The organism is Microcoleus sp. S1D4, from assembly GCF_036700765.1.
Taxonomy (GTDB): Bacteria; Cyanobacteriota; Cyanobacteriia; order Cyanobacteriales; family Microcoleaceae; genus Microcoleus.
In genome coordinates this window covers 159,020-179,409 of sequence record NZ_JAUBPP010000003.1, presented here as the reverse complement: position 1 = coordinate 179,409, position 20,390 = coordinate 159,020, and the positions used below count along the sequence as shown (strand labels likewise).

19 protein-coding genes are annotated in these 20,390 nt (G+C 45.2%); 15 read left to right on the top strand and 4 right to left on the bottom strand.

The features are described from left to right. The 3 genes from QT998_RS04765 to murJ all read right to left on the bottom strand — a co-directional run. A partial coding sequence (locus QT998_RS04765) for a DUF4347 domain-containing protein (RefSeq protein WP_333116218.1) occupies positions 1-2,909 on the bottom strand: 2,909 nt, incomplete at its 3' end. 116 nt (positions 2,910-3,025) lie between these two features. Continuing rightward, positions 3,026-3,244, bottom strand: a complete 219-nt coding sequence (locus QT998_RS04760) for a sulfotransferase (RefSeq protein ID WP_333093199.1) — start codon at positions 3,242-3,244, stop codon at positions 3,026-3,028. Between the two features lie 481 nt (positions 3,245-3,725). Next, a complete protein-coding gene (murJ, locus tag QT998_RS04755) occupies positions 3,726-5,339 on the bottom strand; it encodes a murein biosynthesis integral membrane protein MurJ (protein ID WP_333116221.1) in 1,614 nt (537 codons plus the stop codon). A gap of 67 nt (positions 5,340-5,406) precedes the next feature. Here murJ and QT998_RS04750 point away from each other — a divergent pair, with 67 nt between their 5' ends. The 9 genes from QT998_RS04750 to QT998_RS04710 all read left to right on the top strand — a co-directional run bounded on the left by QT998_RS04750 (position 5,407) and on the right by QT998_RS04710 (position 13,711). Then, entirely contained in the window at positions 5,407-6,579 is a 1,173-nt protein-coding gene (locus tag QT998_RS04750) for a DUF3095 domain-containing protein (protein WP_333116224.1), read from the top strand. Positions 6,580-6,789: 210 nt separating this feature from the next. Further along, on the top strand, positions 6,790-7,497 hold the full coding sequence (locus QT998_RS04745; RefSeq protein WP_333116228.1) for a glutathione S-transferase family protein: 708 nt from the start codon (positions 6,790-6,792) through the stop codon (positions 7,495-7,497). 99 nt (positions 7,498-7,596) lie between these two features. After that, entirely contained in the window at positions 7,597-8,337 is a 741-nt protein-coding gene (gene sfsA, locus QT998_RS04740; protein ID WP_333116231.1) for a DNA/RNA nuclease SfsA, read from the top strand. A gap of 149 nt (positions 8,338-8,486) precedes the next feature. After that, positions 8,487-8,648 carry a hypothetical protein gene (locus QT998_RS04735; RefSeq protein WP_333093193.1) on the top strand — a complete coding sequence of 54 codons (162 nt, stop codon included), beginning with the start codon at positions 8,487-8,489 and terminating at the stop codon, positions 8,646-8,648. A 109-nt stretch (positions 8,649-8,757) separates the two neighbouring features. Continuing rightward, entirely contained in the window at positions 8,758-10,080 is a 1,323-nt protein-coding gene (locus QT998_RS04730) for a 3-isopropylmalate dehydratase large subunit (RefSeq protein ID WP_333116233.1), read from the top strand. Positions 10,081-10,542: 462 nt separating this feature from the next. After that, positions 10,543-11,118: an REP-associated tyrosine transposase gene (locus tag QT998_RS04725; protein ID WP_333093191.1), complete on the top strand. Its 576-nt coding sequence runs from the start codon at positions 10,543-10,545 to the stop codon at positions 11,116-11,118. Positions 11,119-11,211: 93 nt separating this feature from the next. Beyond that, complete coding sequence (locus QT998_RS04720; protein ID WP_333116236.1) at positions 11,212-11,991, top strand: HIRAN domain-containing protein; 780 nt, start codon at positions 11,212-11,214, stop codon at positions 11,989-11,991. Between the two features lie 403 nt (positions 11,992-12,394). Beyond that, positions 12,395-13,093, top strand: coding sequence for an aquaporin Z (aqpZ, locus tag QT998_RS04715; protein WP_333116239.1), 699 nt, complete (start codon positions 12,395-12,397; stop codon positions 13,091-13,093). Positions 13,094-13,222: 129 nt separating this feature from the next. Then, on the top strand, positions 13,223-13,711 hold the full coding sequence (locus QT998_RS04710) for a gluconokinase (RefSeq protein WP_333116242.1): 489 nt from the start codon (positions 13,223-13,225) through the stop codon (positions 13,709-13,711). Between the two features lie 78 nt (positions 13,712-13,789). On the opposite strand, the gene QT998_RS04705 is transcribed toward QT998_RS04710, so the two are convergent. After that, on the bottom strand, positions 13,790-14,782 hold the full coding sequence (locus QT998_RS04705; RefSeq protein WP_333116244.1) for a carbohydrate kinase family protein: 993 nt from the start codon (positions 14,780-14,782) through the stop codon (positions 13,790-13,792). A gap of 443 nt (positions 14,783-15,225) precedes the next feature. Between QT998_RS04705 and QT998_RS04700 the strand changes: the two genes are divergently transcribed. The 6 genes from QT998_RS04700 to QT998_RS04675 all read left to right on the top strand — a co-directional run bounded on the left by QT998_RS04700 (position 15,226) and on the right by QT998_RS04675 (position 20,300). Continuing rightward, positions 15,226-15,501: a helix-turn-helix domain-containing protein gene (locus tag QT998_RS04700; RefSeq protein WP_194009527.1), complete on the top strand. Its 276-nt coding sequence runs from the start codon at positions 15,226-15,228 to the stop codon at positions 15,499-15,501. A 34-nt stretch (positions 15,502-15,535) separates the two neighbouring features. Next, on the top strand, positions 15,536-15,817 hold the full coding sequence (locus QT998_RS04695; protein WP_333093201.1) for a hypothetical protein: 282 nt from the start codon (positions 15,536-15,538) through the stop codon (positions 15,815-15,817). Between the two features lie 389 nt (positions 15,818-16,206). Further along, a complete protein-coding gene (gene hisS / locus QT998_RS04690; protein WP_333116247.1) occupies positions 16,207-17,481 on the top strand; it encodes a histidine--tRNA ligase in 1,275 nt (424 codons plus the stop codon). Between the two features lie 198 nt (positions 17,482-17,679). Next, complete coding sequence (locus tag QT998_RS04685; protein ID WP_333116249.1) at positions 17,680-18,450, top strand: Uma2 family endonuclease; 771 nt, start codon at positions 17,680-17,682, stop codon at positions 18,448-18,450. A 96-nt stretch (positions 18,451-18,546) separates the two neighbouring features. Then, the gene (locus tag QT998_RS04680; protein ID WP_333116252.1) at positions 18,547-19,692 is read left to right on the top strand and encodes a DNA cytosine methyltransferase; all 1,146 of its coding nucleotides are present in this window, start codon (positions 18,547-18,549) and stop codon (positions 19,690-19,692) included. Positions 19,693-19,787: 95 nt separating this feature from the next. Then, the gene (locus QT998_RS04675) at positions 19,788-20,300 is read left to right on the top strand and encodes a deaminase domain-containing protein (protein ID WP_333116255.1); all 513 of its coding nucleotides are present in this window, start codon (positions 19,788-19,790) and stop codon (positions 20,298-20,300) included. Positions 20,301-20,390 lie beyond the last annotated feature (90 nt).

The window sequence follows — 20,390 nt, the reverse complement described above, 5'->3', positions numbered from 1 at the left end:
ACATCGGCTGTTGGTTGCGTATTTAACTTGACTGTAAATGTAGCAGTTCCACCGGCTTCTGTGGTAGTTAATCCTGTCGTGGGTGTAATAGTGATTCCCGCAGTATCGTTGTCGGTAATTGTCACACTTTGGTTGGTAGTAGTTCCTAATGCGATCCCTGTTGACGGGGTGCTAATTGTTAAAGTAGCTGTTTCCGTACCTTCGACCAGAAAATCATCATTAACTGTAATGGTTACTTGCCCCGTATTACTGCCATTTGGGATGGTTATTTGAGCGGGAATAGTACCAGTAAAATCAGCCGCACTCGCAGTACCCGTTAATGCTAAATTAATGGTTTGAGCGCCGACGACATTACCTTCGGCAGTAGCGGTAAAGGTAATAGCTGTTGGCCCGGCTTCACTGGCAGTAGTTGTGCTGGCAGTGAGGTTAACTTTCGGTACGGGAATGGTGATATTAAAGGTGGCTATGTCGGAAAGGTCAACACCACTATTCGCGATACCACCGTTATCTCGCAGTTGCACGCTAACAGTGGCAGTACCGGGTTTGCCACTGGGAGTGTAGGTCAGCGTGCCATTGGTTGCTACACTTGGTTGAGTTGTAAATAAGGTGTTGTCGTTGTTAGTAACGATGTAGTTGCTAACTGCTTGAAGGGCTTCATTGGGGCCGAAGATAACAGTATTTGCCCAGTTGCTAACTGCTTGAACTGTGTTTGTCCAAGCTGTTAGGGTTTGATTTCCTAAGTTACTGAAACTGGGTTTATCATTGACGGGGTTAACGGTGATGGTGAAGGTTTGGGTAGTCGAGGTATCGACGCCGGGGGTGCCGCCGCTGTCTTGGACTCTTACACCGAAGGTGGAGGTGCCGAAGGCGTTAGGGGCGGGTGTGTAAGTGAGGTTGCCACTGGCATTTACGGCAGGTAATGTCGCAAATAAGCTGGGGGTGCCGATGCTGCTGACGGTGTAGGTGGCAGTTTGGCCGACTTCGTTGGGTGCGCCGGCGTTGAAAGTTGCCCAACCTGCTACTGTTTGGGCCCCAGCGTCTTCGTTGACGGTTTGGTTGGTGGCAATGAAGCTCGGTTGGTCGTTGACAGAAGTAACGGTGATGTCTGCGGTGTCGGTGGCGATGCTGAAGGGATTGTTGCCGCCGTTATTGCTGGTGTCAGCGGTGCCACCATTTGTCCCACTTACTTGATCCCAAGCGCGGAAAGTGAGGGCGTTGTTAACGGTGCCGTTGTAGTTGGTGCTTGGTTGGAAGTAAATACGGGTATTGGCATTGGCGGCGAGTAGGCGAGCATTGGTATTGGATACTGTGCCCAAGGCCGTCCAAGTTGTGCCGCCGTTGATGGTGTAGAACCAACTGCCGTTGGTGGTGTCGGCGGCGGTGATGGCCACGCCTGCTACTGCGCCAGTGTCGGGGTCGGTGATGTTATTTAGACCGCCGCCTCCTGTTAAGTCTGCGAGTTGGGAGATGAGAGTGCCGACTGGACCAGTGGGAGCACCGGGGTCTTCGAGGATGTTGCTGAGGGTGACAACCGGGGTATTATTAAGGACGGGGGCAGTAAGCGTCTCGTAAATGACATTGCGGATTTCGTGAATATTTGTAGATCCTCCCGTGGAACTGGCAAAGCCAAATTTAAAAGTTGTCGGTACTGCTCCGTTAGTTGTTGTGATATCGAAGGGGGCAATAATGGTTTCACCCGCATCAGTAAAGCTGCCGTTGTTATTCAAATCCATCGCTACCGATAGGCGATTCGGGAGGGCGGCGGTGCTGGGCGTTAAAATGATCTGGGCTCGTCTTAAGGCGACGTTCCTAGTCACATTACCAGCACTGATGCCACCCGTGACACTTCCAGAGGCTATATATTGGTAATCGTTTAATGCTTTGCCTCGAACTGTCACACTATTCGGATATAGGCCTGTTCCGATTCCGGTTGTCTGCTCAGCTTTGGAAGCGAAAGAACCATACTCATCAAATCCGATTCCTATATAGCCTCCTACCAAACCAGGAAAATTGGTACCATTGGTAGTATTGGTTGTGTGGGCATAGCCAAGACCGGCACCGACACCTCCAGGTGTAGTCGGGTTAGCTGTACCATCAACCAGGAAGAAGCTAGTACCATCTGCGCCATTTCCACCATAGGCAAAGAAGTCAAAGGTAACATTTACCCCGGATGTAGAAGATATGGGGGTATTGTAGAGAACAAACCCTGATTGATTTCCTGTAGCAGAAGTTAACCTCAAGGCTCCATTGCCAGCAGTGTCACCCAAGTTCAAATTTGGCAGAGGAGTGTTAGTACCAGATGTGGTCAAACCAACAACACCAGCTCCAGACTGAGCATAAATCCAAGGACCAGTAACGCTTGCTCCGGTAAAAGTTTGGTTCACCAACTGAGTCAGGACAAAGCTATAATCCCGCATCGCTTCTGGGGAAAATGTTAAGGCGGCTTGAATTTTACCTATGATAAAATCCAGGTTCCAGTCACCTCCTAATTTGGCATTGCCTGTGAGAGTAGTGGATGCGGCAACATTCGCTTTCGTTAATTGACTGAGGCGTTTAACGAAGGCTTTTCCTTGCTCAGTTTGGGCAACATTACAGCCGTAGAGGAGAATATCTGCATTTAGTTTTAAGGCTTTGCCCCATTTTTTTAGGGTGGCTGCATGGGTTTCTAGGGTTGTTTTGTCCAGGGGTGAGTTACCCAGAAATAGGGTGCCTTCGCTGCCGTGAGAAACTATATGAACTGCTTCAATATCTTTTTGATCGGCCAAGGCGTTAGTAATTTGGTCGATCGCGCTGAAATTTTCATTTAAAATCACAATTTGAGCAGGATCGATGCCTTGGAGCAGGCTCTGATAATCTTGTACAGAAGAGTCTACGAAAATAATTTGCTTGTTCGCGGTTGGTACGTTCATAATTGCGGAAATCCTTTATATCTATTGTTTACATACAAGTCCGGCAGGGGTTGAATCCCCGCATCAAAGCTTAAGTCCTCGCTATGAAGACTGAATAATTTATTAGTCTTATTGCTTCAAATTAGCGCCAGTTTTTGTTCAGGGGAAATGAACACGGAACACTGATTGTTGTCGCTCATGGCGCACAACATTCGCTCAGCTAAACTCCCAACACGGGAAGTCATACCGCTGTGAAACCGGGGATTTTGTCGTAGTAGTGCAGCCAGCAAAGTAGACCCTGAGCGTGGTAGTCCTGATATGAAGTGGGATCTCACTGGCTTCGCGTAGGAATGCATATAACATAGATGCAATCCAAATGTATCATACTAAAGACATATTTTTTATAGCATATTTTTATTTATACTCCGCAACACAACTCTGCTGGTTTACGATATCTTTACAATCTAGACATCGCGGGTTTACTTTCCCTGTCTCTATCATTGCTTCCTGCCTCTGCCTCTGTAAAGTCGGAAAAGTCGGATCTTAAAGTCGGAAAAGTCGGATCTTTTCCATGTGGACATAATTTAGACCTCCCTCAGAGGCTGTGGGTATGAGGGCGTATTTTTTTTGTAAGAATTTTATTGGCTGTTTTGCCAGACAGCATTAAGGTTGACGATATCTTTACAATCTAGACATCGCCGTTGTTAATTATTGGGGAATTTTTAACCGCTGATGCGGGCGGATGGACGCGGATGGACGCGGATAATTGTTGATTGGGGTTTAAGGGCGATCGCCCTTTGTCTCAATTTCCTGGAATATGCAGCAAATTTATGATATTTATTTGCGAAAACGTCCCCGAATGCGATCGACAAACATATCAACTTCCGGCAACTTCATCTGACTCACAAAAATTATAAAAACTCCCAACCCCGCGAAACTTGCCACACTCAACTGTACTAATTGAACTATCAAACCTTCAGTACCCAAAACTCTTTGACAGCCTTGCAGAGTAGCCAAAGACACGAAAGCAGTTAAAGAACTGCCAGAAGCTAATCCCAAAAATGGCAAACTCCACTTCCGCCAAGGCAAGCCGCCCAGCTTTTTATCTAATAAGTACAAAAGCATCAGCATCGAAACAAGATTCACTCCCACCGTCGCCAAAACTAATCCGGGCGCGCCAAAAGCTCCTACTAACAAATAATCCAGCAGTCCGTTAAAAAAGATATTGATAATACTGACGCGAAAAGGGGTTTCTCCGTCTCCCAAAGCGTAAAATACCCGTACCAAAACGTCGCGTCCCAAATACACAAACATCCCAATACTGTAAGCCATCAACAAGGGCGCGACAAACTGCGATGCTGACTGATTAAAAGCATAGCGTTCGTAAACAACGCGGACGATGGGTGTAGCCAGCGTCACCATTAAAGCGCTCAGCGGCAGCATCGTCAGCCCAGTCAAAACTAAAGCTTGACGAATTCTATCTTTTAATTCCGGCCAGTCTTTGGGTTCGGCAAGGCGAGAAAAAATTGGCAAAAAAGGTACTAAAATTACATTAGAAATAATGCCTAAAGGAGTCATGACCAACAAGCCGCTGTAACCCATCGCAGATGCAGCTTGAGGGATGTAGGATGCAAAAAATAGGTCAGTATAGACATTAATTTGCAGCATTCCCGATGATAAAGTAGCAGGAACCATCACCTTAACTACTTCTTGTACTCCGGGACGTTTAAAATTGAACCGCAAACGCAATGTTCCCAAGCCTGCGCGCCACTGCGCCGCTAGTTGCACCAACCACTGCAAAACTGCTCCCGCTAAAGTTCCCCAAGCTAACACTAAACCGCCCATTAGTGCGTACCCAGGCTGAGTAATTTTTTCTCCGAGTTGCAGGGCGAGAATCGCCAAACCGCCGACAAGTGCAACACTAGAAAATAAAGGACTAATCGAAGGCAACCAGTACATATCGGCGGCGTTGAGAGTGCCGAAACCAATACCGATTAAGCCTGAAAGTAATGCCATCGGTGCCATGATCCGAAATTGTTGGACAGCAATTGCTTTGATTGCTAAGCCTTCTGCTGTTCTATTTAATCCCGGTGCTACCAAATCGATCAGCGGATCGGCGAAAATAATTAAAGCGACTGTTACTAACAAAAGTATGCCGCCGACTAAGGTGGTGATAGTCTCGACTAAGGGTGCAGCTTCTTTTTTGTCGCGGCGGGCTAAAACGCTGACTATGGCGCTGTGAAATGGCCCGTTGATTCCTCCGAGCAAAATAAATAAGAAACCGGGGATGACGTAGGCGTAGTTGTAGGCATCGACGGCGACACCGACTCCAAAGGCTGCGGCGATCGCAATTTGGCGCACCAACCCGAAGACTTTGCTAATCAGAGTGGCGACTGCGACAATGCCGGCAATCCCCGCCAGGGAACGAGAGGGCTTCTGCGGTTCAGACACAAATAGTTACAAATGCTAGTGCTAAAAGGCTTCACTAAGTTTAATAGCAAATCGGGAAAATCATAACATGAATTCAGAAAATTTCTATTCCGCATTACCTTTACTGGACAATTTTCTCAAGATTACCGATCTGGGTAATTTTGTTGACGTACCTGATGATTGGTACATTGTTGTCACAGATATTCGCGGTTCTACCAAAGCGATTGAAGCTGGAAAATACAAAGAAGTTAACTTATTGGGAGCTTGTTCGATCGCTGCTGTTTTGAATGTAGCAGGCAAAATAGAAATTCCCTTTATCTTTGGTGGCGACGGCGCTTCTCTGTTAATGGGGCCATCGCTTTTACCCGCTGCTAAGATTGCTTTGCTTGCCACTCAACAAATGGCTAAGACTGAATTTGACATGGATTTGCGAGTTGGGGCTGTGCCGGTTAAAGTTGTGGTAGCAGCTAATTACCCGGTTAAAATAGCTAAGTTTAAAGTTTCCGAAAATTACAGCCAAGCTGTTTTTATCGGGGGCGGCTTAACCCGTGCGACTGAACTTATTAAAGACCCTGCTGCTGGTAATATTTACAGTATTAAAAATCAGGGCGTTTCAGAAACAGCCGATTTTTCAGGATTGGAGTGCCGGTGGCAGGATATTCCCAGCAAGTACGGGGAAATAGTAACGCTGCTGGTAATGGTGCGATCGGATTTCGATCGGCAAAGTCATCTATTTTATAGAAATATTTTAGAAAAAATTGAATACATTTACGGCAAGGAAGATTGTTTAAATCCTATTAATGGTAAAAATCTTAATTTGACATTGAATAGCAAAAAGCTAATTAAAGAAATTCAAGTTAGGGCGAGCAATGCTAGTTGGCTAGACCGCCAGATAGATTTATCAAAAATACAGTTAGAGACGGCGCTTGGTTCGCTGCTAATGAATTTGAAAGTTAAGACAGAAGAGTTAGATTGGGGAGTTTATAAAGATATTGCGATCGCAGCTACGGATTACCGAAAATTTGATGATATGTTGCGAATGGTAATTTCGGGCAATGGGTGGCAGCGAAAAAAATTGACGGTGTACTTGGAAAAGAATTACCGAGAAGGCAAGCTGGTTTACGGTTTGCACGTTGCTGACAGAGCGTTGATGACTTGTTTGGTGTTTGAACGCAACGGCCGCCAAGTACATTTTATAGACGGTGCTGATGGAGGTTATACTTTAGCTGCAAAGGATATGAAACAAAGAATGAATCAATAAGCCGGGAGCATCTCATATTTGTAAAAATACTTCTTTTGACTCCTGATTTCTGACTCTTTCCTCCTGTCCCGCAGTCTCGGGCCTCCTACCTCCAATTTCTAGCTGGGCTGCTTTCATTGAGATGCTCCCAGTAAGCCTACCTAAACTACAAACCGTCGTTTCGTGCTATGATGCCTCAATCTAAAATCTAAAATCTAAAATCGAATTACCGTGCTGAAACTTTATCACAATCCGCTTTCGACTAACAGCCGCCGGGTTTGGATCGCCTTGCTCGAAAAGGACATTCCGTTTGAATTGGTGTCGATGAAATTAAATGGCGATCAATTTCAGCCAGATTTTTTGGCAATTAGCCCTTTTCACCACGTTCCTGTTTTAGCTGATGGGGATTTTAATATAATAGAAACGCTGGCAATTCTCGATTATCTGGAAGCTAAGTATCCCGCGCCTGCACTGCTACCGGAGGATGAAGGAGAAAGGGCGATCGTGCGGATGGTGGAAATGGTGACAGTGAACGAGTTGACGCCGGCGATGAGTCCTTTTGTACGCCAGACTTTCGGCGGCGAAGGCGACCCGGAAAAGTTGGAGCAATCACAGCAGCAAGTAGCTGCGGTACTGAGGTTTTTTGAGGGTTTGTTGGGCGATCGCTCTTTTTTTGGCAAGGGCGATCGTATTACTCTAGCCGATATTGTTGCTGGAGTTTCCGTGCCGTGGCTGCCTAGTTTGGGCATATCTTTGGACGAATATCCCAATTTAAATGCTTGGTCGGAACGCTTAAATTCCCGCGATTCTTGGCAAAAAACTCAAGCTAGTCCCGAATTGGTAGAAGCTTTTAAAGCGCAAATGAAACAGTTGATGAAAGGCAGGCACAAGCAACCTTTGAACGATCAAATAAATGATGCGAACAAAGAAAAAAGTTAACTCACGACAAAACTTACGCAAGTAGCAGATTGAAACAGGTTTGTAGTTGCGCTTCAGCGCTGAAGCGCAACTACAAACCTACTAAAATATCAAAATATAATGAGTGACTTTATTTACAAATATCCCGCTTTATTACCAGGCATTTTAATCAAGCGGTACAAGCGATTTTTTGCCGAAATCGAACTAGATTCGGGAGAAATTATCACCGCGCACTGTCCGAATACCGGCCCGATGACTGGTGTTTTGATTCCGGGTAATCCTGTCCTAGTATCTGCCAGCGATAATCCCAAACGCAAGTTAGCTTATACTTGGGAATTAATTAAGGTTTGCGATACTGTACCTGTTTGGGTGGGAGTTAATACTGGGCTGCCAAATCGAGCGATTAAATTAGCTTTGGAGTTGCGATTGTTTCCTGAGTTGGGCAATTACAGTTTAATTCAGCCGGAGGTTGTTTACGGTATCGATAAAAAAAGTCGTGTTGATTTTTGGCTGACTGGTGAGGAAAAACCGATTTTTCTGGAAGTGAAAAATACAACTTGGGTCAAAGATACATTAGCTTTATTTCCTGATACAGTGACGGAGCGGGGACAGAAACATTTGAGAGAGTTGATCGATGTGGTGCGGCAGGGTTCGAGGGCTGTAATGCTGTATTTTATTAATCGGGGAGATTGTACGGATTTTGCTCCGGGAGATAGTGCCGATCGCCTTTACGGACAATTGTTCAGACAGGCTGTGGCTGAAGGTGTGGAAGTTTTGCCTTGCCGGTTTGACGTGACGCCGGAAGGTGTGCGCTATTTGGGCTTAGCAAAAATGGATTTACTAACCGCTAACGAAAACTGAAGTGCTGGATAGACTGCTGGTTTACAGCACAAAACGAGAATTCTAATCAGCCACCGTCTCCGAGTTATATCGTATCCGGTTGCATAGGAAGGATGTTAACTGTTAACAGTTAACTGTTAACAGTTAACAGTTAACTGTTAACATCATGTATGAGTGCAACCGGAATTGATATTATGGAGGAACACTGGTATTTTTGTATTGATAAATTACTGATTTATGGAAATTTGCAGAGACAGTGTATTGCTGCTTTTGCACGAAGTTATTATGACTTTAAAAAAAATCTAACTGCCGCTATAGTTGGTGGAAAATAGGGAAATTGATTTTTGTTATAATGTTTGCTTAATAAATTACCTGTCAGTATCAGGCGATGTTTCGTACAATACAGTTATGTAGCATCTTACCAAAAAGAGCGATCGAACTATGGGAATGACCCTGACCGAAAAAATCTTAGCCAAAGCATCAGGCCGCACCAAAGTAGAGCCCGGAGAAAACATTTGGGTAGAAACAGACGTGTTGATGACCCACGATGTCTGCGGGCCGGGCACCATCGGCGTTTTCAAACGAGAATTCGGCGAAAATGCTAAAGTCTGGAATCCAGACAAAATCGTCCTAATTCCCGACCACTACATTTTCACCAACGACGAACGCGCTAACCGCAACGTCGATATTCTCCGCGATTTTGCCAAGGAACAAGGGATAAAATACTTTTACGACATCACGGATCGATCGGACTTCAAAGCAAATCCCGACTACAAAGGAGTTTGCCACATCGCCCTCGCCCAAGAAGGCCACACGCGGCCCGGCGAAGTGCTCTTCGGCACAGATTCCCACACCTGCAATGCCGGCGCTTTCGGACAATTTGCCACGGGTATCGGCAATACGGACGCGGCATTTATTATGGGAACCGGCAAATTGTTGATCAAAGTGCCGGCGACGATGCGCTTTATACTCAACGGCGAATTGCCCGATTATTTGTTAGCAAAAGATTTGATTTTGCAAATTATTGGCGATATCAGCGTGGCCGGGGCTAACTACCGGACAATGGAATTTGCCGGCGATACAGTCGAACGTTTGACGATGGAAGAACGGATGACGCTGTGCAATATGGTAATCGAAGCTGGCGGCAAAAACGGCACGGTGGCTGCGGACAAAACCACGTTTGATTACGTTAATCCTCGTACTAATGTGCCCTTTGAGGCCTTTTACACTGATGCTGATGCTAGTTTTTATAGCGATCGCACCTACGATGTCAGCAAATTAGAACCAGTCGTCGCCAAACCGCACTCCCCCGACAACCGCGAATTGGCCCGCAACTGCCGCGATGTCAAGATCGATCGAGTTTACATCGGTTCCTGCACCGGCGGCAAAACCTCCGACTTTTTGAATGCAGCCCGCATTCTCAAAGGAAATCAAGTCAAAGTTCCGACATATTTAGTACCGGCAACTCAGAAAGTTTACGAAGATTTGTTTGTCACAAAATACGACGGTCAAACCCTGTCAGAAATCTTCTTAGCAGCAGGCTGCATCGAACCCGCAGCCCCTTCTTGCGCCGCTTGTTTGGGTGGCCCGAAAGATACATTTGGGCGGATGAACAAACCCGAAATTTGCGTGTCTACAACTAACCGCAATTTCCCCGGCCGGATGGGTAACAAAGAAGCGCAAGTTTATCTCGCTTCGCCTTACACGGCGGCGGCTTCGGCGCTGACTGGGTACGTCACGGATCCGCGCGAATTCCTGCGTTAGATAGTAGCCCCTGGAAGGTGCGCAATGCGCACCCTACGAGATGAATGTAAGGTGCGCACTGCGCACCCGGAGACCCCTGGAAGGTGCGCCGCACCCTACGAGATGAATGTAAGGTGCGCAGTGCGCACCGGGAGACCCCTGGAAGGTGCGCCGCACCCTACGAGATGAATGTAGGAGGCCCCTGGAAGGTGCGCCGCACCCTACGAGATGAATGTAGTAGCCCCTGGAAGGTGCGCAATGCGCACCCTACGAGATGAATGTAAGGTGCGCACTGCGCACCCCCAGACCCCTGGAAGGTGCGCAATGCGCACCCTACGAGATGAATGTAAGGTGCGCACTGCGCACCCCCAGACCCCTGGAAGGTGCGCAATGCGCACCCTACGAGATGAATGTAAGGTGCGCACTGCGCACCCGCAGAGATGAGTGTAAGATGCCCTATAAAAAAGTAAGAGGACGATATTAATGCCAAACTATCGCCGATTTTACCTTCCTGGTGGAACTTTCTTCCTAACGCTTGTTACCTACAATCGCACACCGCTATTTTCAGAGTCAGAAAATGTCTCGCGACTCCGCAACGCTGTAGCGGCGATTAAATCAGAACAACCTTTTGAAATTCTTGGGGCAGTTGTATTGCCCGACCATATCCATTTTTTGTGGAAATTACCTCCTAATGATACTGCCTATCCCAAACGTCTTGGACGGATAAAAGTTTTATTTACACAATCTTTGCGCGGTCAAGGAACTTTGCCTCAAAATGTCTCCTTTTCGCGTCGTAAGCGTCGAGAAAGTGATGTTTGGCATCGGCGCTTTTGGGAACATACTATCTGCGATGAAGATGATTTTGAACAGCATTTAAACTATATTCACTACAACCCTGTTAAGCACAATTTAAGTTCTTGTCCGCATTTGTGGTCTTATTCCAGCTTTAGCTTATGGGTTAAAAAAGATGTTTATTCAGTTGATTGGTGCTGTAGTTGTAATGGCAGAAAGCCAAAAATACTAAATTTTGATGCCATTTCCTATAGACTAGGAGAATAAATTCACAGGACTTACGTAAAAATTGGTTTGACGCGCTATAAATAGCGGTAAGGTGCGCACTGCGTACCCTAATTGAATAGGAGGAAACTTACCTTGAAAACACTATTTTTGGCTTGGCAAGACCCGGGCAGCAGTTCTTGGTTTTCGATCGCAAAATTGACATTTAACGGTAAAGAATACCAGTTCAATTATACAAATGGTGTTCTAGAAGCTCAACATAAGTGCAGGTTTGAACCCTTGCCATCTTTCCCTGATTTCAGTAAGGTTTACACTTCACAGAAACTGTTTCCCTTGTTTTCCAATCGAGTGCGGCCGCGATCGCGCCCTGACTACCCTGAATTTGTACAGTGGTTGAATATCCCTCAACACGAAGATGACCCAATTACTTTATTGGCCCGCAGCGGAGGGAAACGGGTAACTGATAATTTTGAGGTATTCCCCTGTCCCGAACCGGATGAAAATGGACGTTACCGCATCCATTTTTTTGCACAGGGACTGCGACACCTTCCCAAGCCGGCAATTGAACGGATTAATGGGCTTCAAGTGGGCGAACTTTTGTATTTAGCCCACGAATTTCCAAATCCGCACGATTCCTCTGCTTTGCTTCTGTGTACTAAAGATCGCGGGATTGTAGGCTATTGTCCGCGCTATCTTTTTGAGGATCTTTTTCAAATTATCTCGCAGCATCAAGAATTGGTTCGCGTAGAAGTCGATCGCCTCAACCAACCCCCAACCCCGCTACAGTTCCGCTTGCTGTGCAAGATGACCGCCGATTGGCGAGACTTTCGCCCCTTCCAAGGTTGGAGGTACCAGCCGTTTAGCAGTGATGTTTTAGCTGCAAGGGCGATCGGCTTTCACAGCAACAAGCAGTAAAATTGCGATCGCCAAGTTAGCCAAAAACCCAAATTAATTATTCTGAAATAAATTCCTAATAGCTTGCCCAATCTATACAAAAAATAGGCTGACTATTGAGAATTTAATCCCATAGTTATATAAAAATTAGTTAAGTATTTGTGATTGATTCGCACAATTTATACAAAAAAATCGCTAATGCTTGACATTTTTTTTACAAAAGAGTAAGCTCAGAGCTGATTTGTTGAATTCAAATTCCACAATTTCAGTTGAGCCAATACAGGTTCTAGAAATGAAAGTTACACATTCTTGTAAGGTTTTCCTTGGTATTGTAGTGCTGGCAGGAAAAATGTAGCTTCAATTTTGAGAATGTCAGATTATAACAGGGTGCATAATTAACCTATCAAAAATAGAGAGTGTGAGCATGAACAAAAAAATAAAAATAGGAGTTGCTGAAGCCTTCGGTACCTTTGTACTGGTATTAGGTGGATGCGGCAGTGCAGTTTTAGCCGGAGACAAAATCGGCTTTTTGGGAGTGGCGATCGCTTTTGGTTTGTCCCTCTTAGTCATGGTTTATACGATCGGGCCTATCTCTGGATGCCACATCAATCCAGCGGTAAGCATCGGTTTAGTAGTTGCCAAACTGATCGATGCTGTTTTGCTTCCTTATTATATAGGAGGTCAGATTGTAGGCGGAATTTTAGGCGGTCTTGTTTTGTATGTGATAGCATCAGGAAAACCAGGTTTTGATGCGGCTGCTTCGGGATTTGCTTCCAACGGTTTTGGAGAACATTCTCCCACAGGTTACGGGCTTTTAGCAGCAGCTTTGACGGAAATTGTACTGACGGCTTTTCTGTTATTTACCATCATGGGTACTACCGATCCCCATTATCCCGTGGGTTTGGGCGGAATTCCCATCGGCTTGGTGCTGGTGTTGATTCACTTAGTCGGAATTCCCGTAACCAATACTTCAGTCAACCCGGCTAGAAGTATCGGTGTGGCACTTTTTCAAGGCGGATGGGCAATTCAACAGTTGTGGGCGTTTATTGTGTTCCCGGTGATTGGTGGAATTATCGGGGTTTTGGCTTATAATTTAATTAAAAACACGAGGGAAGAAATTTGATCTAGAATTAGAAACAGACTGGGTTTCTTGAACTTTTTATGCGTTGTAGGATTTATGAGAAAATTTAAGAAACTCGGTTTGTCGATCGCCCAACTCGATATAATTACAAATATTTGGTAAATCATAGCGATGATTGCGATCGTGATGGGAGTCTCCGGTTCGGGAAAAACTACTGTTGGCAAGTTGCTGGCGCAATCTCTCAATTGGGATTTCAGCGATGCCGACGATTTTCACTCGCCAGCCAACATCGAAAAAATGAGTTTGGGCATTCCTTTAGAAGATGCCGATCGCATTCCGTGGCTTTTGCAACTGCAAAGTCAAATAGACACCTGGTTATTAGAAAATAAAAATGTTGTGTTAGCTTGTTCCGCCTTAAAAGCATCTTACCGCGAAATGCTCTGCCGAAACCAGCAGCAAATGAAAATAGTTTATCTCAAAGCTTCTTTTCAGCTATTAGCATCTCGATTAAAAACTCGCGAAAATCACTACATGAAACTAGACTTGCTGTCAAGTCAGTGCGCTACTCTCGAAGAACCAGAAACTGCAATTATTATAGATGCTTCGCAGCCGCTAGAGGTAATGGTGCGCCAGATTGAAAATTATCTAGTTTGCAGTTAATTTCCTACAAAAAACAGGTTCGACCGTTCGGACTTTAGTCTGCATAAAGAAAGACTAAAGTCCGAAGGATCGAACCTATTAATGTTTGGCGGGATGTTTTTTGTACAAATACAAGAAAGCTTCTACTTCAGCGGCGGTTGGTTGAGCTGCAATTGCTCCCGACTTCATCGCTGTCATCGCACCCACCGCGCTTGCATAGGTGACAATTTGTTTTGCTATTTCTGAATCTGCTAAATTCTTAATTCCCTGCTTGCACAACTGTTGCACAAAACCAGCGACAAATCCGTCACCCGCACCTGTTGTATCCTCAACATCTACTGCAAAGACGGGGATTTTTCCTTCATTTTCCGACAAACAATAGGAGCAACCTTTATCGCCCGCTGTCACCAAAACGCCTTCTACAGAATCGAGGCGGTAGGTAATAGCTCCAGCATCGGTAGTTGCAAACAACCATTCGGCTTCTTCGTCAGATAATTTGAGAAAATCTACTTTTTTTAAGAGTTCTATAATGCGCGCTTTTGCTTCGTCGGGATTTGACCAAAATACCGGACGCCAATTGATGTCAAGTATAATTTTAACGTCGTAACGTTCTGCTAGTTCGATCGCTCTTGCGATCGCCTTTCGACTTTCAGGATAAGCTAATTCTAAAGTGCCTAGCACTAAAAAATCAGCATTTTCAAACAGCACATCGGGTATTTGGGCGGCCAGGAGGCGGGTGTCGGCAAAATCCGCAGTATCCAATTTACCAAAACCGGCAAAAGCTCGATCGCCCGCTTCATTCCGCAACACATAAACTTGCCGCGTCGGCGCACTCGGATGCCGCTGCACTCCAGCGGTATCAACCCCTACTTCTTGCAATACCTGCACTAGGGAATTCCCCAACTCATCCCCACCCACAGCACCGATAAATGCCGCCTCAGTGCCCAATTTAACCAAAGCACAGGCAACATTAGCAGGAGCGCCGCCAGGATATGCCGTCCAAGATTCTACCTCTTCGAGAGATGCTCCTGGTTTGTCTGCTAAACAATCAAATAAAATTTCACCCAGACACAAAACGCGAGGATAAGTCATATTTATTTTTGATTTTGGATTTTTGATGTCACAGCAGCAGACAACTCAATAATTATTTTTAGCCCATCCGAAAAAAATGGCCAGCTATTTTTTTAATCGCTGCTCCCTATAATATCAGACTTGCTGATACCGGCAGTTACACGCTCAACGCACAAGTGCAGTGCGGGCGTATCAGCAGTTTTACGTACCAACATCTCCGGGTTTTTGGGCCCAGATTTCAGGTGCATTCAGGTAAAGCTAGCATCCGCCACCCCACGCGCCTGCTGGGCTGCTGGTGCGTCTTGCATAATCGCGCCTTCTTTTCCACGAAGCCGCGATTATACAAGCGAGTTGGTGCTTGCACTGCTAAAAAGCAGCCGCAGCAGATTTAATTTTCTCTTCATACTCGATCGCTCATCCTCTAGAATTGTATATAGGTAAATATGCACACATAGGAAAAATTTATGAACGGGAGCGTCTCCAGCACCCCTGTCACCCTTTCGGACAGAGAATTGCAAGTGGTAGAGTTAGTAGCGGCGGGATTGACCAATGAGAAAATCGCTGAAAAGTTAGAAATTAGCAAGCGTACTGTTGACAACCACATTAGCAATATCTTGAACAAGACTCGCGCTGACAATCGAGTTACACTGGTACGCTGGGCCTTGCAGTGGGGGAAGGTATGTATGGACAATATTAACTGCTGCCCTCTACCGGGGCCGATCGATAAAGAAGTATCTTAAATAGGGATTTTGGTTGGGGACAGGCAAAGTAATGATGCAAACGGCACAAGAAAAACAACTCCGCTATCAAATTCAATCGCCGGGATTGCCACTGACGGTATATCGCGAAGTAGCAGCCCATTTGCGTCAAGTTGAAGGCGTGGAAATCGGTTTAATTCCGCAGCAGTCGCAGCGGTTTAATTACGGCGACAGCCAAATAGGAGGTTTGTGGATACAGTATCCTGAAGGCTTCGATTTGGTCGATCGCCAGCGGGTCGATCGCATTTTGGCTTATTATGGCGATCGTTACGGAGCTTGGGAATTATTAAGTCAGTAGTCAGTAGTCAGTAGTCATTAGTCATTAGTCATTAGTCATTAGTCACTAGCTAAAAGTTAAGGACATACAACTAACGAATATAGAAGTTATTAACGGGAGCATCTCAGTTTAAATATTGTATTAGTAGTGCTGTATAAAGCTCCAATAGCTTGTACAAATAGAGCGGGAACAATACTACAATATCATTCCAATCTAAATGGAACAATCCTGAACCATAGAATGTTAGAAACCAGATTTCTTAGATTTGGATGCGTCAGTTTTGTAAATTTCCTACGAGCAATGACCAACGACCAACGACTAATGACGAATGACTAATGACAACTAACAACTGACAACTGCCAACTGCCAACTGCCAACTGCCAACTGAAAACTGAAAACTGACTAAAAAAATGAGTGCAATTAAAACTTTACCGGGAACGCGGGATATTTTGCCCGCAGAAATTCAATATTGGCAAAACATAGAAGCAGTCGCTAGAACAATATTGCAAAAAGCAGCTTATCGAGAAATTCGCACGCCTATTTTTGAACAGACATCTTTATTTGAACGTGGCATCGGCGAAGCTACCGATGTTGTAGGCAAAGAAATGTACACTTTTAAAGATAAGGGCGATCGATCGACTACTTTGCGTCCAGAAGGCACCGCCGGAGTAGTCCGAGCTTTTATTCAAAACAGTTTGTACGCGGCAGGAGACGTGCAGCGTCTGTGGTATGCGGGGCCGATGTTTCGCTACGAACGCGCCCAAGAGGGAAGACAGCGGCAGTTCAATCAAATTGGCGTGGAAGTCTTGGGGAGTGCGAATCCACGGGCGGATGTGGAGGTAATTGCGATCGCCTGCGACATCCTGCAAGCGATCGGTTTAACCAATTTGCGCCTCGATATTAACTCTGTCGGAAACAAGCAAGACAGACAAAATTATCGCCAAGCATTGATCGATTATTTTACACCGTACAAAGAGGAATTAGACGCGGATTCCCAAGACCGTTTGACTCGCAATCCGCTGCGGATTTTGGACAGCAAAAATCAGCGCACTCAAGAAATTGTTAAGGGCGCGCCGAGTATTTTAGAATATTTGGGTGACGAATCGCGAGATCACTTCGAGCAAGTGCAGCAAATGCTCACAAATTTAGGAATTAGCTATCAATTAAATCCCCGATTAGTGCGCGGTTTAGATTACTATACTTACACCGCCTTTGAAATCATTTCCGACGATTTGGGAGCGCAAGCAACAGTCTGTGGTGGTGGCCGCTACGACGGTTTAGTCAAGGAATTGGGCGGCCCAGATACGGCTGCTGTCGGTTGGGCAATGGGAATCGAAAGGTTGATTATCCTGCTGCAAAAGTTGCAACCTTTGCCCGCGCCGAAGTTAGATTTCTATTTGGTATCTAGGGGCGATAAAGCCGAACAGCAATCAATCTTGTTAGCGCAAAAATTGCGGGGTGCTGGGTTTAGTGTTGAGATAGATTTGAGCGGCAGTGCGTTCGGGAAACAGTTTAAAAGAGCTGATAGAAGCGGTGCTGTTGGGTGTTTGGTTTTGGGTGATGCGGAAGCTGAAAATGAGACGGTACAATTGAAGTGGTTGGCGAGTGGCGAACAAAGTGCGATCGGGCAATCGGAACTACTAGCAATGACCACCGAACTACAGCAGAAGATTAATAATCCTTAGAACCATCGCTTGTAGCCGAGTCTAGATCCCCCTAAATCCCCCTTAATAAGGGGGACTTTGAATTGCAATCCTCTCGTTACCAGGCTCTGCCCGGTAACGCATATCCAGAGGCTCTGCCTCGTCATTAAGCCATTAACAGTAATCCCAAAAACCAAGAGATATAATTTAAACATTAAAACATTTAACCTCTGATAAACTATGTCTGTAGCAACTAAAAATTATGAAACAAAACTCACAATCACCTGGCCGCTACTACCAGAAGATTTCCAACTACCAGACGACCCCGTGGAAGACGAAAGCCAACCATTATTAGCCGCCGCTTTGCGCCAGCCGCTAACAGGATTTCCTGAATTAATGCAGGATGCCTTAATTGTTTCCAACTTTGCCTTGTGTGCCGGCATAAGTTTCCCAGGTTCAAGCAACGACGAACAGCGTATTATCTGCAAAGCACCAGATTGGATGTACGTGAAACCCGTCAATCCAAAAAATGTCTCGCAAGTCCGCCGTAGTTACACGCCACACACAGAAGGAACCATCCCCCAAATCGTGATGGAATTTCTTTCAGAAACCTATGGAGAAGAATACTCTGTAGAGTTTACCTCGCGGGTGGGAAAGTGGTTTTTTTACGAGCAAGTAATCAAAGTCCCCCGATACGTCATATTCCGAGCCAAAACAGCTCATTTAGAAGTTTACGCTTTAGAATCAGAGCGTTACAACTTGCAAAAACATGATGAAAACGGACGTTATTGGATACCGGGATTAGACTTGTTTTTAGGTATTTGGGAAGGAACGCACGAAGGAAGGACAGGCTGTTGGTTGAGGTGGTGGAATGCAGAAGGCGAGTTGTTGCTTTGGTCGGAAGAAAGAGTAGAAAAAGAACGCCAACGGGGCGATCGCGAAAGACTCCGCGCGGAAAAATTGGCCGAAAAACTGCGTCAAGCGGGGATCGAGTTAGATGATGAAGAGTGAAATATCAATTGATGAGCCGAGTTCGATCGTGTTTTGGTATGATGACACTCTTGTGGTGCGGGCATCCAGCCCGCCCTTGGCTAACTTTACACTCCTATGTTAATCAAACGTCTCCAGCCGATCGCCTGGACAAAAAAACCGCGACTCATATCCTTATTTTCTGGTTGCGGGGGCATGGATTTGCCATTCCACCAAGCCGGATTTGAGGTAGTTTGGGCGATCGACTCCAATAAATACGCCTGTAAAACATTCAGCAGAAACATTGCTGATGTCATCATCAACGACAGCATAGAAAATATAGACATTGCACAAGTTCCCGAAGCTGAAATATGTATAGGAGGCTTCCCCTGTCAAGATTTCTCCCTAATTTGGAAGCGCCCCGGACTTGAAGGAACCAGAGGCAATTTATATACATACTTTCTCGATTTTGTCAACAAAAAACAGCCCAAAGCTTTTGTAGCAGAAAATGTCAAAGGCTTATTAAGTGCCAATAATTATCAAGCAATAAAACAAATAATTTCTGACTTTGAAAGTATCGCACCGGGCTACTTAGTTAAACCTAAACTCTACAACTTTGCTGATTACGGAGTTCCCCAATTTCGCCAAAGAGTCTTATTAATTGGCATTCGGATGGATACAGGATTTAACTTTGTGCATCCTCAGCCAGAATACGGTCAAAATCGCAAAAATCCTTATCGAACAGCAGGCGAAGCACTCAAAAATGTGGAAGCAGTTCTTGACAATAACCAACATCATAAAATTCAAGCCCGCACCGTTGAAATTTTAAATCGAATTAAACCGGGAGGCAATTTCTCTGATATTCCCAAAGATAGTCCATACTATGTCAAAGGCATGATCAGTCACGTTTATCGGCGAATTCATCCAGATAAACCATCATCGACAATCATTGCGGGGGGCGGTGGCGGAACTTGGGGTTATCATTATTTAGAACCGCGTTCTTTGACAAATCGTGAAAGGGCAAGATTGCAAACATTCCCCGATGATTTTGTTTTTGAAGGTTCTACGACTGAAGTGCGGCGGCAGATTGGCAATGCAGTGCCGCCGCAGGGAATCGCTGCTGTTGTGGAGTCTTTGATTCCGTTATTTAAGGGGGATTATCCCCAAGTTGATTTATATGAAATGAGTAAAAAGTTGCAGGGGATGTCAATTCAACAACGATTAAAATGGGCTGAATCCGAGGGATTCGAGCAGAGTTTGCAGTTAATCGGAAATGTGCTATAGTTAAAATAACTGAGTCAGAGGAGGCTTTAAGCTTATGTCTAAGTCAGGTTAGATAGGTTAGATATAAAATACTCTATAAAAATAAAATTAATCGCGTGAAACAAAACTTAACTACAGGCAACCCCTATAGAAACACACCTCATTACGAGTATCCCCAAGACATACCTGATTGCCATCGGGATATGGTAGAGGAACTGCGGACTAAGGCTCAAGAGGTTCGAGCGTTCTATATTAAAAAACCCAGTCTTGGTAATTCTGCGACTGCCATACTAGAACTAGAAACTGGCCGAGTTTATAGCGAAAAAGCTACCAGCAAGCCAGACCCTCTAAATATTCCTGGTAAAGAGGATGGACCAAAGTTGTTTTTTGAGGCAAGGATTGATAGACAAAAATCCTTGTTGAATGAGCACCACGCTGAGTACAAGATTTTCAATGCACTTGCAGGAGCCTTGGAAAGAGATGATGTTTCTTTGGAGGTAGAAGGAATACTTTACCTCTACACTGAGAGAGAGATGTGTTCTGGCTGCAACATTACTTGTGATGAGGACTTTAACATGAGGTTCCCGAATATTAAAGTAATTATCTTCTACGAACGTCCCTATCCGTAGACATACAGGATAGACAGCCAGTAGAGCCTATCAGAGCTTTACTGGCTTCTGTACCCAAGGTAAAATTGAGGTGATATGAAGTTTAAAATT